Origin of the sequence: Parabacteroides sp. PM6-13 (assembly GCF_029892605.1) — a bacterium.
GTDB lineage: Bacteria > Bacteroidota > Bacteroidia > Bacteroidales > Tannerellaceae > QVMG01.
Window position 1 is genome coordinate 353,723 of the sequence record NZ_JARXWF010000001.1, and the last position, 16,869, is coordinate 370,591.

14 protein-coding genes are annotated in these 16,869 nt (G+C 48.9%); 3 read left to right on the forward strand and 11 right to left on the reverse strand.

The genetic code is table 11. From position 1 onward, the window contains the following. Window positions 1-13 precede the first annotated feature (13 nt). Window positions 14-2,725 carry a response regulator gene (locus M2134_RS01370; protein ID WP_280749608.1) on the reverse strand — a complete coding sequence of 904 codons (2,712 nt, stop codon included), beginning with the start codon at window positions 2,723-2,725 and terminating at the stop codon, window positions 14-16. A gap of 106 nt (window positions 2,726-2,831) precedes the next feature. Between M2134_RS01370 and mnmD the strand changes: the two genes are divergently transcribed. From mnmD to M2134_RS01385, 3 genes are all read left to right on the forward strand, one after another. Beyond that, window positions 2,832-3,497, forward strand: coding sequence for a tRNA (5-methylaminomethyl-2-thiouridine)(34)-methyltransferase MnmD (gene mnmD, locus M2134_RS01375; protein WP_280749609.1), 666 nt, complete (start codon window positions 2,832-2,834; stop codon window positions 3,495-3,497). Between the two features lie 79 nt (window positions 3,498-3,576). Beyond that, window positions 3,577-3,801, forward strand: coding sequence for a hypothetical protein (locus tag M2134_RS01380; RefSeq protein ID WP_280749610.1), 225 nt, complete (start codon window positions 3,577-3,579; stop codon window positions 3,799-3,801). Next, on the forward strand, window positions 3,795-4,109 hold the full coding sequence (locus tag M2134_RS01385; RefSeq protein ID WP_280749611.1) for a type II toxin-antitoxin system RelE/ParE family toxin: 315 nt from the start codon (window positions 3,795-3,797) through the stop codon (window positions 4,107-4,109). The genes M2134_RS01380 and M2134_RS01385 overlap by 7 nt, the downstream gene beginning before the upstream one ends. 34 nt (window positions 4,110-4,143) lie before the next feature. On the opposite strand, the gene M2134_RS01390 is transcribed toward M2134_RS01385, so the two are convergent. The 10 genes from M2134_RS01390 to M2134_RS01435 form a co-directional block, all read right to left on the reverse strand. After that, complete coding sequence (locus tag M2134_RS01390) at window positions 4,144-4,701, reverse strand: Fe-S-containing hydro-lyase (protein WP_280749612.1); 558 nt, start codon at window positions 4,699-4,701, stop codon at window positions 4,144-4,146. 56 nt (window positions 4,702-4,757) lie between these two features. Then, window positions 4,758-5,600: a fumarate hydratase gene (locus tag M2134_RS01395; protein ID WP_280749728.1), complete on the reverse strand. Its 843-nt coding sequence runs from the start codon at window positions 5,598-5,600 to the stop codon at window positions 4,758-4,760. After that, complete coding sequence (locus M2134_RS01400; RefSeq protein WP_280749613.1) at window positions 5,600-6,544, reverse strand: alanine-tRNA synthetase second additional domain-containing protein; 945 nt, start codon at window positions 6,542-6,544, stop codon at window positions 5,600-5,602. Before M2134_RS01400 ends, M2134_RS01395 begins: the two co-directional genes overlap by 1 nt. 6 nt (window positions 6,545-6,550) lie before the next feature. Continuing rightward, window positions 6,551-6,871: a DUF4387 domain-containing protein gene (locus M2134_RS01405; protein WP_280749729.1), complete on the reverse strand. Its 321-nt coding sequence runs from the start codon at window positions 6,869-6,871 to the stop codon at window positions 6,551-6,553. A gap of 156 nt (window positions 6,872-7,027) precedes the next feature. Beyond that, on the reverse strand, window positions 7,028-8,389 hold the full coding sequence (locus M2134_RS01410) for an acyclic terpene utilization AtuA family protein (protein WP_280749614.1): 1,362 nt from the start codon (window positions 8,387-8,389) through the stop codon (window positions 7,028-7,030). A 20-nt stretch (window positions 8,390-8,409) separates the two neighbouring features. Beyond that, window positions 8,410-9,654, reverse strand: a complete 1,245-nt coding sequence (locus M2134_RS01415; protein ID WP_280749615.1) for a methylaspartate ammonia-lyase — start codon at window positions 9,652-9,654, stop codon at window positions 8,410-8,412. Between the two features lie 107 nt (window positions 9,655-9,761). Further along, a complete protein-coding gene (locus tag M2134_RS01420; protein WP_280749616.1) occupies window positions 9,762-11,219 on the reverse strand; it encodes a methylaspartate mutase subunit E in 1,458 nt (485 codons plus the stop codon). A gap of 30 nt (window positions 11,220-11,249) precedes the next feature. Further along, the gene (gene glmL, locus M2134_RS01425) at window positions 11,250-12,623 is read right to left on the reverse strand and encodes a methylaspartate mutase accessory protein GlmL (protein WP_280749617.1); all 1,374 of its coding nucleotides are present in this window, start codon (window positions 12,621-12,623) and stop codon (window positions 11,250-11,252) included. 19 nt (window positions 12,624-12,642) lie between these two features. Beyond that, a complete protein-coding gene (gene glmS, locus M2134_RS01430; protein WP_280749618.1) occupies window positions 12,643-13,056 on the reverse strand; it encodes a methylaspartate mutase subunit S in 414 nt (137 codons plus the stop codon). Window positions 13,057-13,402: 346 nt separating this feature from the next. Further along, window positions 13,403-16,720 carry a beta-L-arabinofuranosidase domain-containing protein gene (locus M2134_RS01435; RefSeq protein ID WP_348525020.1) on the reverse strand — a complete coding sequence of 1,106 codons (3,318 nt, stop codon included), beginning with the start codon at window positions 16,718-16,720 and terminating at the stop codon, window positions 13,403-13,405. Between the last annotated feature and the right edge of the window lie 149 nt (window positions 16,721-16,869).

Below are 16,869 nucleotides of genomic sequence, written 5' to 3' on the forward strand. Positions count from 1 at the left end.
CTTCTTCTTATAGTTAGAGGTAAGCATCGATGAGATCTAATAGCTTTTCCGGATTGATGGGCTTCGCCAGGTAGTCGTTGAAACCACTCTCTTTCACCCGCCGCTCGTCATCACCAAAGGCATACGCCGTCACGGCAATGATCGGAACCGTCGTGTTTAGTTTACGGATCTCAGCCACCGCTTCATAGCCATCCATATTCGGCATCTTGATATCCATCAGGATAATATCCGGATTATTCTCTTTGAAAAGTCGTACCGCCTCGACACCGTCGTGGGCATGATAAAGCTCAAAGTCTTTCAGCATCGATCGGAAAAGAATAAAATTACTGCTGTTATCTTCAGCGATCAATAATTTCATTCGTTTACCTTCCGCTTTCTGCACCGGCTGATGAGTCGGTTTTTTCTCTTCGACCAGGATCGGATCGTCGAAATCGTTTGACGAACGGATAATGCTATCAGGCAATGTAAACCAGAAGGTAGAGCCTTTGCCCAATTCGGAATCGACCCCGATCACTCCATCCATCCTCTTAACGATCATTTCACAAATAGACAAGCCGAGACCTGTTCCCTGAGCGAAAGTATTTAACTTCACAAAACGGGTGAATACTTGATTAGCTCCCTCTTCCGACATACCACAACCGGTATCTTTCACATAGAAATAGATTTCCCCCTCCCGAAGCTGGTAGCCGAACGTGATGCTGCCTTCGTCCGTAAACTTAACAGCGTTATTAATGAAGTTATTCACCACCTGGGAAAGTCTGTTCTTATCTGTGTAGATCCTAAAATCAGGCTGTTTGTCGACGAAGACCAGGCGCACACCCGGTTTCACCTTCAGACGGCCCGATTGTTCGATGTCTGAGAACAAACGATTGATATCCACATCGCCATACGCGAAGTCCAAGGTACCGGCCTCAATCTTAGCCAAGTCAAGAATATCATTGATCAGCTGCAGCAATAGATCATTATTGGCATTGATCACGCTAACATACTCCATCCTTTCCTGTTCGTCTTCGGTCACAGCCAACAAGCCCGAGAAACCAACGATCGCGTTCAGCGGCGTGCGTATCTCATGACTCATATTCGCCAGGAAGGCCGATTTCAAACGGTCTGATTCTTCTGCTTTTTCTTTTGCCTGACGTAACTCATGCTCAACTGCCTTCTGTCCGGTAACATCTTCTTTCTTGAATACGACACCCAAGAGATTGCCGTTATCATCAAAAACAGGAGTCGACAAGACATGAATATAAACACCCTCTTCGTTACAATCGCGGGTTACTTCCACCGTTTCTCCCGTTTCCATAGCCTTCACAACCGTACATCTGTCGCAATAAGGCAATTTCGCATCCTCCGATAGGAAGCAGTTGTCCGGACCATATTGCGGACTGCAGGGATAATCGATCTGGTTTTGCCATTTCACGGAAAAGTCCGGTTTAATGAAACGGATCGACGATTGCATATTATTCATAATAAGCACATTGTCCTCCTGCAAATCCACCAGGCTGTCTTTCATTCGCTTCATGCGTAAGAAGAAAATAATACCCATGATCAGGAACAGACTCAATACCGCTGCCAGGGCTATCAGAATTTCAAAGCGGTATCTCGATAGGAAGTTCTCTTCGTCATTGACCAACGTATAAGGACGGGGCAATAAATTCTTGTCAATGCCCAGTTCATTCAATTTAATAGCGTCAAAGGTATAAACACTCGGTACGATTTCAGGTTTTAACCCTTCACGATCTACCTTTCCGGAAAGAATGTCATAGGCCTGCTTTGCCAGGTCTCTCCCCATATTGCGATTGTCGTAGTCCGGGATATATCCACCGATCGCCCAGTGTCCCAAACCGACCGCCGTCAGGGTGAACGTAGGAATGGAAGAGTTGGCGCTCATCATAGTGTAGGTAGCGTTGCCCACAAAGTAACCGTCGTTCACATCCACTCGCCAGGTTCCCATCAGGATCGCCGTATTTTCTGGCAGGTTACGGATCTGTTCCACATTATCATAGATACCGTTCACACGCCCGTCGATCAGTATCAGGTTATATCCTTTCAGACGCTTCATTTCTTGCTTGACAAAAGTCTGAAGCGCAATCCCCCCGTAAGTATTATCGGTAATCAAAGCGATATGCTCCGTCTCGGGATACAGACGATTGATCAGTTCCAAGGTATTCTCTACGTCATAGGAATATAAATAACCCGTCAAGGGGAATTCACTTTCATACGTTTGGATATCGACATACTCCGGCTCCCACGTCTTCAAATCCTCCGCGGTGAATGACGACGAATCCGGCAGAATGATCGCGTTGCGACTGATCATCCCACAAATTATAGGCACATCTTTCAAAGGGATCTCGTCTTGCGAAATATAAGACGACCAAGCCTCTTGCCCGAGAATCAGGATCAAACCCGGCTCGCGTTCGCCGGTATGTTTTTCCAATAAACGCTTCATCCGATCCTTCCATCTCAATGCTTCAGGCAGACTCTTACAATTCATATTCTCCAAAGCTATCGGAGCTTTCCCGCCCAAACGATTATACTCTTCCATGAACTCTGCGATATTGGCAGACATATTCCGGGTGTCCGGATTATAGGAACTGATAATCAGTATCGGTTTTGTATCATCCGCCCACACGTTAAGAGGAAACCAAAGTCCCCAAAACAGACAAACGATTACGAATTGTAAAAACACTCTTACAGAACGTTTTATCACACTTTTAGATTCAAACATTAATCAATAGTAATATATATAGTCACACAAATGTAAGAATATTTTATATGAATCAACACATTTGCCTTTAAAATCGTAACTATGAAGAAAATACTATCTTTGTCGCATGATTTCCCAAGAACGAATTCTTACAGAGACAGAAGATGGCAGCCATACGTTGTTTATCCCCTCTATGAATGAGCATTATCATTCCACCAAAGGAGCTATTCAGGAGTCGACCCATGTGTTTATTCAGGCAGGACTACAGCAGATGCCACAACAGCGGATCCGCATACTGGAGATAGGTTTTGGTACGGGATTGAATGCTTTTCTAACATTGTGCGAAGCCACTGCCTCCGGCAAAGAGGTAGATTATTACAGCATCGAGCGTTTCCCGCTGGAAGAGAAGTTGATCGAAGAACTCAATTACGCCAACGCGGTCGCACCACAAAAGAAAGATCTTTTCATGGCTTTGCACCGGACACCTTGGGAAGAATCGGTAGCCATCACCGATCGGTTTTCGCTTTATAAGATGGAGGGAGACGCTAACAACTGTCAGCTACCAGAAGGGATCGACCTCATCTTCTTCGATGCCTTTGCGCCCGAAAAACAGCCGGAGATGTGGAATCTTCCCTTGTTTGAAAAACTCTATGCATCAGCATCGCCGGGTGCGCTCTTGGTGACCTATTGCGCCAAAGGCGAAGTGCGCCGCAACCTGCAAACCGCCGGCTTCCAAATGGAACGCCTCCCCGGCCCTCCCGGCAAACGACATATGCTACGGGGGAGGAAATAGCACCTCAGAAACATACATGAAATATCTCTTCCTGTCAGAGCATTTTGTATCTTTGTCAATAAACTAATAGAGATTACATATGAAAACGTTAATAGTAGACATAGACACCAACGGAAATGCGGATGCCATTGCTGATGCCCTACGTTTGATGAGAGGTGTGAAGAATGTTTTCATTTCAGAAGACACACCTCGCAGAATGACTGTAGAGGAATACCGCGAAATGGCAGCACAAGCAATAACCGCCGCTCGTCAAGGAGATGTTATTTCGCAGGAGGATCTCGAAAAAGAGATGACTAAATGGTAGCGAGAGTCACATGGACAAAACCTGCCGTAAAGCAACTACGAGAAATATATAACTACTTTGTGCAAGTTGCAAGCAAACGTACTGCCAAAAAAATACGTGACAAAATACAATCCCGAACAAAGATACTTTCCAACCACCCATTGGCGGGACAACGGGAAGAATTACTGAAAGATATGAGTGTAGAATTTCGCTACCTGGTCGAAGGAAACTACAAGATCCTTTACTGGGTAGAGAGTGAAATCGTATTCATTGCTTCAGTCTTCGACAGCCGCCAAAATCCCGAAAAAATGAAAAAGGAGTTGGATTAATCTATAAAGAATTTCACCAAGTGAAAGCAACCACTTAGCCCTTATTATACGCCGCGCGACCCTCTTCGTACATATTACGGCCCTGGCTGTCGATGGCGACGATAACGGGTAGCTCTTTGACGACTAATCGTCTGACCGCTTCGGTGCCCAATTCATCGTAGGCGATCACTTCGGCGCTCTCCACGCATTTGCCCATTAGGGCGGCGGCTCCGCCGATCGCAGCAAAGTAGACGCCATTGTGTTTCACAATAGCATCGATCACCTCCTGGCTGCGAAAGCCCTTTCCGATCATTACCTTAAGCCCTTGCTCTATAAGGCGGGGCGAATAGAGATCCATCCGTCCGCTCGTTGTAGGGCCAACAGAACCGATCGGTTTGCCCGGCTTGGGAGGGCAAGGACCGGCATAATAGATCGCCGCTCCTTCAAAATCAAAAGGCATCGGCTTGCCTTCGTCCAGGTATTCACACATGCGTTTGTGAGCCGCATCACGAGCCGTATAAACGTCTCCGGAGATATACACCATATCCCCGGCCTTCAGGCTCCGGATCACCTCCTCGGTAAAGGGAGGCGTTATAATTGTTTTTGTTTCCATATCTTTTTCTTCGTTTCGCCCTAATTATCAATTAACAATTAATAATTATCAATTACCTAAAGCTCCCCTTCCGCATGCCGCGTCGCATGGCAACCAATATTGACCGAAACCGGCAATCCGGCAATATGCGTAGCATAGGTCAGGATATTCACGCTCAACGCCGTTGTTGTGCCGCCAAATCCGGCCGGGCCGATACCTAAATTGTTGATGGTCTCCAACAATTCGGCCTCCAATTCAGCCAACATCGGGTTGGGATTCTTTTCTCCCACCGGGCGGAGCAAGGCTTTTTTGCTCAGGTAGGCGCTCTTTTCCATCGTTCCCCCGATGCCTATTCCGACAATGATCGGAGGGCAGGGATTGGCGCCGGCCTCGGAGATGGTTCGGATAACAAACTCTTTGATTCCGGGCAGTCCCTGGCTGGGTTTCAACATTTTCAGACCGCTCATATTCTCGCTACCGAATCCTTTCGGGGCAACAATAAGGTGGAATTGGTCGCCCGGTACAATCTCATAATGGATAACCGCCGGGGTATTGTCTTTTGTGTTTACCCTGTCTAAGGGATCGCGCACGACAGACTTGCGCAAATAGCCCTTTTCATATCCCCGCCTAACGCCTTCGTTGATGGCCTCTTCCAGCGAACCACCGGCGATATGCACCTCCTGTCCGAGGGTAACAAACACCACGGTCATGCCAGTGTCCTGGCAGATCGGAGCCGTTTCGTCGCGGGCGATTTGAGCATTTTCGACTAAGGTATTGAGGATATCCTTGCCCAAAGGTGATTTCTCGGTAGCCCGGCACGCTTTCAGGCACTGAAAGATATCGTCTGTCAGGTGACAGTTGGCTTCAATGCAAAGCTTTTCGACCAGGTCGGTTATGTTGTCGGTATGTATTTCTCTTATCATATCTTTTTTCTTTGTAGGAAATGAACCGTATTCAGGTTGTCAATCGATATATTCTCATCATTGCTCAATACGCCCACGATACAGAAGGTATCCGATTTAGGATCCGGGATATAGCGCTTGATCAACGTAAAGGCCTCGACCTCCGAGGTATTGAGCACGTGCAGGCGTGGGAAATTGCAGACCACCTTGGTGTCCCCAATCAGGATATGGTCTTCGTCGAAATAGCAGACATCCAGGTTCTTGGCTATCTCCTCTTTCACCCGGGCATTCAAGCGTTCGAAATCCAGATCGACCTCTTTGGTCAATTTCAGGATAAAGCCATTCCGCATATCGGAAGGATAGATAATCTTGCGGTCTACGTTGAACTCCGTAGAGAGTATCAGCATGGTGATATCTTCGATCGTATGCGCCACGCGGCGGTAGTGCAACGAACTGGATACGATATTATAGATACTCTGCGGTTGCGGTCCAAAGATGCTTGGACGGGTTACAATAATCTCCTCCCCGATCCCGACCAGGATATCGGCATTCATACCCAAGGCCGGATAGAGCAGGTTGAAGTGCTCGACAATGACCCGTCGCTTGTGTTCGAGCGCATTCTGTACAAATTCAACGATTTCATACATCTGGGTGAAGGCAATCTGAAACCGCATATCGATATGATAGGTGGTCGATTGCTGCACATCCTCAAACAGGTCGCGCACCTGCATGATCTTACGCGGGTTAAGCATATCGTCATCATTCGACAGTTCCAGTCCGGGAAACATCCCCCGGATGAGGGATGATTTTCCCGAACCGGCGTCACCAACAATGCCGACAAGCCTGTCTGTATGCGTCAGATGGCGCTGGGCGATCTGCTCACCCAGGAACAATAACCGCTCCCGCCCATGCGGGGCGAAATATTGCGAAAAGACAGAATAGTCCTGTATCCGGCTGAGCATACGCTGTTATATTTGAACTTTATAGCCTAATAATGGAGAGTGCTGTTGCGCACCGTACACATCCGTTTCGCCCAGCGCTCCCGAAGGGATCGGACGCACGATCGTGATCTTCACAGCTTTCGCCGGATCAAAATAGACCAGTTTGATTATATCCGACTCCGGGATATTGTATAAAGCGGCAAAAGCCGGTTCATTGATCGCATGGGCTGCCTTCACCTTCTCGTAGGTCTCGAAATCTTTGAAGATCACATCAAAGGTCAGTTCATACGGCCCGGAATTCTTACTCCGGATAACCGAAGCTATATCTCTTAATGTATATTCCATAATTTATTTATTCTTAATTGCTTTACGTTTTGCTCTCCCACCACCCCACCGCTGCAAGCAGCGGTCCCCCCCTCCTCGGGCAGGAGGGGAGTTTTTAGATAGTTATTTCAAAATGACTTTACGCTTCGCGTCAATTCTTCATTCTTCACTCCTCATTCTTCATTTAAATTCAATGTACTCCACCGGGAAGTATTCCGACGGATTGTCGACTTTCATCAGGTGGTACACATTAAACTCGTACACTTCGCCCACTTTACAGTCGGACGGTGAGAAAGGAAATGCCAGGTTTCCGGCTGTCGAGATACGTCCTTCATAACCGAAATGCAACATGGTGCTACGGGCAAAACCACAGATCGTATCGGCACGCTCCTGCGTATCTGCAACCGCTTCGATCACGATGCATAGCTCATGCGCCGTGCGGTTGTCGGCACCGGGGAACAGTCCCATCACGCCATTCTTGCCATAGATCTTAAAGTCGAGGAAGAAATCGGTAATGCCATAGGCATCGAAGTTGTCTTTCACCCGCGCTTTTACGCTCTGCACTATATCGTCGATCTTGTCGATCATCACCGGATCTTTCACGCCGGCTACGGAGATCGTGCGGTAACCTACCTTCTTCACCCCTTCCAATTTCACAAAATACTCTTCCGTGGGCACAAACTTACTGCCTTTCACCTGCACCGTATTGTCGGTCAACTGCGTGAAAGTGGCTCCGTAAAGGTCGATGGCTCCACCCGGTCCAGGCAGCATATAGGGGTTTGTCTTCTCGTAAAGCGTATGAGCAGCCACCGATAGGGTCGTACATTTACGCAAAGGCGACAGGGGCTCAAGCACAAAATCATCTTTATGCAGGTAGCCGAACATACAGTCGCTTCCGCTTCCCGGCGTGGCAGCAATCGAGGCACATTCGAGTATCTTACCCAAATGGATCGCCAGTCCGCGATCGAATCCCTCTTTGATGGCCAGGGCGGCAAAGACAGACGGGTCGTAAGAACGTCCGGCAAGGATCACGTTGGCTCCCTCATTAAGGGCGTTGATAAACGGTTCCTCTCCCATCTGCGCTACGATGCGCACACAGCTATCTACCTCTTCTGCCGTGATCTGTTCCGCAGGGAACAAGGGTTCGATATCGCCATCGGCCAGTTTCTGCTTGATCAGCTCCTTATCCAGTTCCGACTGGATAACGGCAAGCTTGAAGGTTAGTTTCTTTTCTTCAGCTATCTGCCGGATGATCTCCAGGTTGAAGGCTACGTGAGGCCGTCCACCGCTACCGCCGCCTGTGCCGATAATCACCGGTATGCCTGCTTCGATAGCAGCGGGGATCATGATTTCCAGGTCACGTTTCACGGAGTTAAAATCGGTAAACGACTTCCCTGCCCCCAGGTAATAGGGACCGGGATCGGTGGAACCCGCATCGACAGCAATCACATGCGGCTTACGTTTCATACCTTCGACAAAGGAGTCCATCGGGAATCCATAGCCGAGAATAGCTGTTGGGGAAAGTATTCTTATTTCTTCCATGTTAGTATAGTGGGATTTAGTTATAAAACATTTTTCAGCGCTAAGATACGCTGCATTTCGTTAAATATAAGCATATAGCCCTCATCAACTCCCATACCGGGCTTGGCCAGGTATTGCACCGGGTTAGTTGCCATAGCGATATGAGCACACACCTCCGCAGAACGGTTGGTTTCGTTGCAGGTACCTCCCAGGTAAGCGCCAATATTATTCTCTTTACAGAAGACAACCGCTTCGATCGAGTTGTTGATACCACCCAAGTCAGGCGTCTTGATCTGAACCATATGTCCGGCTTTGCGCAAGGTGAAATCTTTGATATCCTCCAGGGTGTTACACCATTCATCGGCAACGATCTCTGCTTTGGATCCCATATTTTCCAACTCTTCACGGATGATACGCAAGCCTTCTATCTGCGCTTCCTTCTCGCCCATATCCACCGGACCCTCTACCCGCAGCGCAAAAGGAGCGGCGATCTTTTCCAAACCGGCGATATAGTTGGCAATCTTCTTAAAATCATTATCGAACACAAGCCCTAAGGTGCCATACACATCGATATGGATAACCGGGTTGTAGCTCTCAAAAGGCTTGAATTGCAGGATGCGGTTGCGCAACCACTCGATATAAGCCTCTATCTTTTCGCCCTTCAACCCTGTTTTTTCTTCCACATGATTGAACAGAGCGTGCGGCAATACCTGAGCACCCTTCATAATCATCTTATCGGCATTGTTGTAGCGGTCATCGCCCGATTGCGTAAAGATAGGAATCATTGTGTCAGATACTGTCGTGCCGTATTCCTCTGCAATGACCTGTGCCATCAGTTTCGACTGGCTTTTAGCCACTGCATCCAGGCACGCCTGCGTCACACCGTAGCGGATTGCCGTATGATAGATCTTACCGGTAGAGGGGCTTTTGCTCTTATCCACCAGGTCAGCCAGTTCTTTGAAGCTGGTGATCTCCCGGCCTATATACATCGGAGCAATCTCCTTTTCGATCAACGGAATAAAGTCCTTAGCCAGGAACAAAGGATCGCGTCCGCCTGCTCCTGAATACTGTACAGCCGCGCAATCGCCATGTGCCACAGCCCCGTTTTCTAAGATAAAAAGTACAGAGATAGACTCTCCGGCCTGACGCACGGCGGTGAAACCTTCCGTCATCGGCTCTCCGATATAGAACGCGCCATCGTTTTTGGCACCTGCTTTGATAGCTTTCTGGTCGTCAAAGAAAAAACCTGTTTTCCCCTGAGCGCATATTACATTTTTTATTTTCATTTTGATTCTGTTTTATTGTTTTACATTTTATTCTCCCACCACCCCACCGCTGCAAGCAGCGGTCCCCCCCTCCTCGGGCAGGAGGGGAACTGGATTAGGAAAATTTTTTATTTCCCATGCGGTCTCCCCACCAGGAATCCCTTTCCAATTGCATACACATCGTCGACCACCATCTGGAAGCTAACCGGGCGTTTTTCGAACGCGGCACGTTCTTCCAATTTGGAACGATGGAAAGCTTTCAGTTCCGGAGTCAATGGCACATTACCCGTATCGAGCAGGCGAACCGCACCGGAATTATCGCGTGCTGGCATCAGTTTGCCGGCATTGAATTTGCTCGGAGCAAACGGAATATCGATCACGCCGGCTTCAAAGGCTGCAATGGTGCCCTGCACATAATCGCCTTTACCCAGTTCCTCTACCTTGTTCAGGATACAGGTTACCTCTTCTTTGATGATCTGGCTCTCAGCAACAACAGCCGGTATTTCAACAAAAGACTGGTCTTTCAGCATCGAGGTCAACTGCTTGGTGGCTTTCAAACCGGCAGCATTCGCCTCTTTGGTAGGCACACCCATCGCTTCATGCGGTGTTTTTACGATCACTTTGGTTGCTTTCGCCAATACGGCAGCAGCAGCCCCCCAGGAGATCACAGCAAACGACTTCGCCTCATCCTGTGGGAAGCCTCCCATCCACTGATGGAAAACGGTGGTTACCCGTACATCTTCAAAACCGAACTTATCCAGATACTCCCGTGTCAGGTGGTTCAACGCGCGGATAGCCGCCACGTCCTGAATCAGGTTACCACATTGTCCGTAACCCACCGTAATATCTTTCACCCCTTGTGTGGCCGCCAGCAAGGCTTCGATAATGGCCACCGAATTCGAGATACAAGGCGGAACCAGCGTACCTGTCAACGGACCGAACGGTTCCCGGTTGATCGACACACCCGCCTCTTCATATATCCCTACCAGACGGTCGGCATATTGCCAGTGAGCAATCGTGCTTGCCAGTGAGTGGTTCTTGGAGTAAGGTATATTATAGGAGATACCACCCCCTTCATACGAGGTGAAACCGCCGGCAATGGTGATCTCAGTCAACAAACGAGCATCAGGCGTTCCGTGACGTACCTGCACAGGCGTCTCCAACGAAGAGGTCACCGTACGGCAAATGTCTACCCCATAGTTAACCGCCGGGAAACCATTCAGCATCGAGCGACCGCTCTCCTTGCTCTTCTCAATCCCTACTTCCGCCTCTTTATAACGGTTCAGGCGGGTATAGCTGTCGATCGTGCTGGGCAACAGATCCGCTTCGCCTTCCGTTTCCAGGTATTGCAAAAGCTTGATATGCTCCGTATACAGCGCCACACCGGCGCGAGGCTGTATCAGTGTCACTCCTTCCGCTTTGGCTTTGGCCAATTTGTCACCAAAACGCTTGGCAGAGGCAATGCCCTGCTGATACTCGATGGCTTTTTCAAGGTCAACTGACTTGCCGGTAGGCCATTGTTGGAGCACCTCTTCGCGTTCTTTGAAAAACTCATCTTGGGTAAGTTTTCTGTTTTTAAGTTCCATTTTTTATTTAAGTTATTTTTGGTGTTTTATTTATATAATCTCTTCTTTCATAAAATGCAATGCCAGTTCGGGATCGATACTCCCCAGCAACCCCATCGAAGCAAAAACATATCGCCTGTCGAATAGGAAAGCCGGTTGTTTCGGCTTCAGGAGATAAGGCTTCCGTGGATTGTAGAGGCTCCCTTTCAGGATATTGGGCGGATGACAGCTGTTGATAATCGCCCCGCCTATACCTATTATATAAGAGAGTTCCGACAGGTCTTTGCCCGTCAGGGTGAATATCTCGCCCAAAGGCGTATAAGAACTTTCCAAAAAGCCACAATGCCGTTCGACCGCTACTTCCACCGCCCGGTGTGCCAAAAGAGCATCTATAAGTTGCTCTTCGCGGCTGTCAGCGATCGTTTCCGGCTTGGCAATACATCGCTTCACCCAGTCCTCGATAGCCGATCGGCTGATGCCCGACTCACGCTCCATCGCTTCGAGATCCGATACCTCCATGAGCGATGGCAGACTATAACGCATACCCAGGTCGCCTTCGACGGTTCGTTTGCTGAATGGCTCGGGCAGCCCCTTCTCCAACACATTACTCATCGAGGGTTTGCCGTCCGACATCGAATAGATATCGGTCGTTGCTCCGCCCAGATCCACCGCCATAAAGTCGCCGATACCGGGCGTTTTCCGCGTGCCCTTGCTCAACAGCTCACAAGCGGCCATAACTGCCAATGGCGTTGGGATCACGTCGGCAGACGCCAGTGCCTGCACGCCGGAGAGTCCTTTGGCATCAATAATTTTTCGGATAAATACGTCGCGGATGCTCTGACGAGCCGGTTCGATATCGAGCTTATTGAAGGTCGGCATGACATTCTTTGTCAACACATAATCCTTGCCGGCCGCTTCGAAAATGGCTTCGATCTCGTGGGAGGCACTCTTATTGCCGGCCACGATCACCGTAAAGTCACGGTCTATCTCACACAAACGGCGGGCATTGGCTATGATCACCTCTTTGTTGCCCCCATCGGTGCCCCCGCAGAGTAGAATAATATCGGGATCGATCGCATAGATCTCCTCCTGTTCCATGCGGGATATCTCAAACGAGTAGGTACGGATCACCTTGGCACCGGCGCTCGACGCGGCCAAACGGGCTGCCTGAGCAGTCAGTTCGGGCACAAGCCCCAGGGCAACCATCTTCAGTCCGCCGCCGGCGCTGCTGCAACACAACAGGCGATCATAGCGAAAAGCCCCTATCCGCTCCTCCAGTAGATGCAAAGCGGCATGAAAGCCATGCATGATATCTGTATCGATGGTGGTAAATGCGCTTGCGGTGCCTAAAATAACGGCATCGGTCGCATTAATTGCCGTGAGTTTGGTATAGGTACTACCAAAATCTACCGTAAGAATATTCATCGTACAATGTTGGGGAGTCCTACGATAGGCCTAATATCTCTTTCAGGTCGGCGATGGTTGTTTCGATAGTTGTTCCGGGAGGATAGGCTTTGGTGAATCCCATATCCATGAATCGCTTCTCCACTTCAGCAAAATCCTGCTTCCCTACAACCAGATTGCCACCGGCCAACAAAGGAATGCCTTTCAACCCTGCCTCATCGCACTTTTCGCGCAATCCCTGACAGTCGATCTCGCCATGTCCGTAGAGGGAGGAAACCAAGATTACATCCGCGTTTGTTTCCAAAGCAGCGGCAATGTATTCCTCCTGAGAAACCATTACGCCAAGGTTCACAATGTTAAATCCTTCTTTCTCGAGTGCATACGCGATAATTTTGTTTCCAACAGCATGCACATCGGCGCCGATCACGCCGGTTACAATTGTCTTCTTTTCCATGTGTTTTTCGAATGTTCTTTTTGTTAGCTATTTCCTAGATTTTATTGCAATTCGCTCTATTAGCCTTCAAAAAAATTGTCATTTTGTTCGTTTAAATTAATAATTAAGACATCAGCACAAATTGATTGTCCTTAAACAGAAAATGTTTCAAGAAGATCGCCCCCTAAAACACCTCTATTTCAGTCCTATTACGGGACAAATGTATCCATTATTTGGATATAAAAAAGAAATTTAATGACTTTTATTTTCACAAAAACACGACACCCGATTATGCCGAATCGCGCTTTTGCATTACAACAGAAAAAGAGGGCAACAAAATCATAGTTTTGCTGCCCTCTTCTTTCATTTATTTCAGCGCGTCTTTCAGCTTTTCAACCGCATTTTGTATCATATCATGCGTGCCGCTTCCATCGATGACATAGGCCGTCACCATCTCCGCGTAGGCAATCGCGTCAGCGATTGTCGGTGTCACCTCGGAAGGGATCACTCTTCCGGCCTGTCGGAGCAGGGTTGACAACGGATAGAGATCTTCCGGTTCGGGTAGGTTACCGGGTCTCATGGTGTTGATTGCTGCGTTAAGAGAGGAGGTTGCCAGATTAACTTCATTCTGGTTATAGTTCTTATCCTTGTTTTGATAGGTTATTTGCGCGCGTTGGAGTTGTCCCATCAGGCGTCTGTAGGCATGCGGTGCCCATGGGGAATATTCCGGCACCTTCACCGCCAGCGCGTTCCACGCCTCCTGTGCCTTCTTCCTTTCGGCAGCCAGTTCCAATACGGCACCCAAAGCGCTCTTGTCGACGCTGGAGGCCAGCACCAGGTCGTCCATCGCTTTGCGCAACGTCAGGATCTGCTTGTCGACCTGCAATTGCAAGTCACCTTTTTCGTTCACCTCTTTGGCAGAAGCAATCGCCATTTGAAGCGCATCGTATTTGTCCCAGGTATAGTCAGCCGCCACCTTCGCTTCAGCCTCTTTCAGTATCGAAGCAAGCGCCGTCTTGTTCAGTTTGACTGAAGCCAACCCATTTATCGCCTGATCGATCGCAGCAATCTGAGCCGTGATCTGCCCTTGGGACACCTCCTTGGCATGTACCAGTTTCTCGCCGGCAGCCATGGCCTTTTTCAATGCCTTATAAGAGGCTTTGGTGTAGTTCTTCGGCTGGAAAACAGCGGCATCCCGCAATTTTGCCGACAACAGGCTTCTGAATTCACCAATCATATCACCCACCAGGTTGATGCGGAAATAGTGTGTCGAGTTCTCATCTTTGTAATAGTCCGGCTCAAAAGTATTCCCGCCAAGCGTCAGGGTGTAAAGATTCCCTTTCGATCCGGTCGAGCCACCGCTGGGGCCATTGGCAATAATACTCTCCAAATAGGAATCGATTGTCAGCGTCGCCTCTTCCCATTCGTTCACGCCGGTAGCCGTCATAGCCAACGGACCATACATCAGGGTAGCTGCCCACATGGGGTCCAGCTGTAGATTGGGCTGATTGCGCCCCACCGTAGCAGTTTCCATCTTATCAGGACCATAATCGAGATGTTTACTAAACGGCATAATCACCTCCACCACATCTTCGGTGGTCCAATCACGCGCGGGGATAGAGACATAAGAGCTCGGCTGATAGCTGGCAGCGATAGAGACACCATTGAGCTTCACCTCAAAACCTTCCGTAGCCCAATAAGGCACACGCAATTTCATCTCGAAGTTAGCCTTGCCCTCCGTCAAACGGATGGTCGATTTCTCAGCCGGCCACAAGCAGTCTTGTTGAATAACCACTCCTTCCGCATCCCAACAAAGCGAGGTGGGTATATACAACGCCACCCAAAGGGTGTTCCCCCCAACAAAATAGGCCGCCTCCTGATATTTCACATGGTTCTCGGAACCTGTTCCACCACAACAAGAGGATTGCGGTGTATGGTTACCCCAAGGCTTGGAAGCGTTCAGACCTACCGCGTATTGATAGGTAGTCATATAATGTGAATGATGCAGAGAACCCACCAGCTGATTGTATAAAATACGCTCGTAGTAGTCCATATATTTGGCATCATCCGGATGGAAGCAATTCAGATCCTTCGTCAGCTTAGCCAGGTTGTAGGCACAACAGGTTTCATTCAACGTAGGCGCCCCGTTGGTAGTCATACTCAGAATCTGCGTATAGGGCTGACGAAACATCTCACCATTGCCGACACCACCGGTAGAATAGCGGTAGCGCCCCTGTATCATCTCCCAGAAATTCTGAGACAGATTGTAATAATAGGCTTCATTATTCCCCCGGAAGCTACGGAGAGCACTGATAATTTTCGGTATGTGCTGGTTAGCATGACGGGTACGCACATCGTCTATATTCCGTGCCAACGGCTCATAGAAGGCAGGGCTATCGAAAAAGGCCGATGCCTCAAGCAGACGGGCTTTCTCCTGCGGATCATTTACCATCTCGGAAAGACGCGCCAACGATTCGCCGGTTCCGCCATCTTCGCCGGCGATATACATATTCCACATTTCATAGCGATTGCCCGGGTTGGCCCGACGTTCTTCCTGTGTACCGTCTGTTTTCACGTAGGTACGGTAATGCAAGCGGTTCCAGATCCACAGCCCCATATCTTTGGCAATCAACAGGGCTTTATCGGCTACCTGCTGATCGTCGACAAAGGTGGCGATATCGATCAAGCCCGCCAGCTGTTTGTGAATGGAATAATAGGGAGCCCACACCCAGTTCTCATTATTATACGCGCGATACATCTCTATAAGCGCGGCGTGGTGAGCCGGGATGGCATTGAGGTAACCATAACCATATTTCGCCCATTCTGTCTTGTGCTGGTCGAAGTCTTTCCAGGAGCCTTTCATTTCACGTAGCTCCTCTTCCGGTGCGAAGTCACGCGCTTCCCAATAACGGCCTAACTCCTCATTCCACACAAAGGTTTTCTCCTGACATGCGCGCAATTCGTTGACCATCCGGGTCATATTCTCACGCAATATTCTTTTGTGCTCCGGATTCGTAGCGCTCGCGAAAGCCAACGCCAACGAAGACATATAGTGACCCGAGCCATGCCCCTTCAGTTTGGTGGTAGGCGAGTCCCATCCGTCGGACTTCGGATAGCCTTCGGTAGGCATGCCGTAGGTGTCACGGTAGTTATAGAGCTGTTGAGCAACATCCCAGCTGATGATCTCACGGATAGCCAATTCCCGGTTGGAGGTCAAACGGTTATCACCTAAAATAGTCACCTTATTTAGGGGTACCGCCTCAGCCACAGGCTTGTTTGACGGCACATCGTAGGCCTGAGAGACCACCTTCACATGAGCGGTGATCGGATACCCATTGGCGGTGGTATTGTCGCCAATGATAAACCCTTCGATATCATATTCATGTCCAACCGGATGCGTCGTCGGATTGGCTTGATCCTCCTCTACGGCACGTGCCGAATTAGACCATTTCGTTTGGCGATATTCCGCTTTGCCATCGGAATAGGTCACCCAGACCTGATAAGGCAAGCGGGGGGTGGTTGCTACCGGCGATTCGATTTGAATCGGTTCTACTTTAACAATCGACCGGACATCTGCCAAAGATATCTTTTCCGGAGAGGTAGAAGAGTGTGCTTCCGCATGACATGGCGTCGCCAACAAAAGACAACTCACCGCGGGAATAAGAAAACTCAGTTTTTTCATCATTATCATATTATGCTTTGTTATATTTATCCTAAACCAACTACATGCAAATTAAGTATACTTTACATTGTTTAAGTATAAGAATAATCTAATTTCATAGAAAAAACATCCAAAGGACTCCCCTCCCCACCCATACCATTAACCACCTGAAA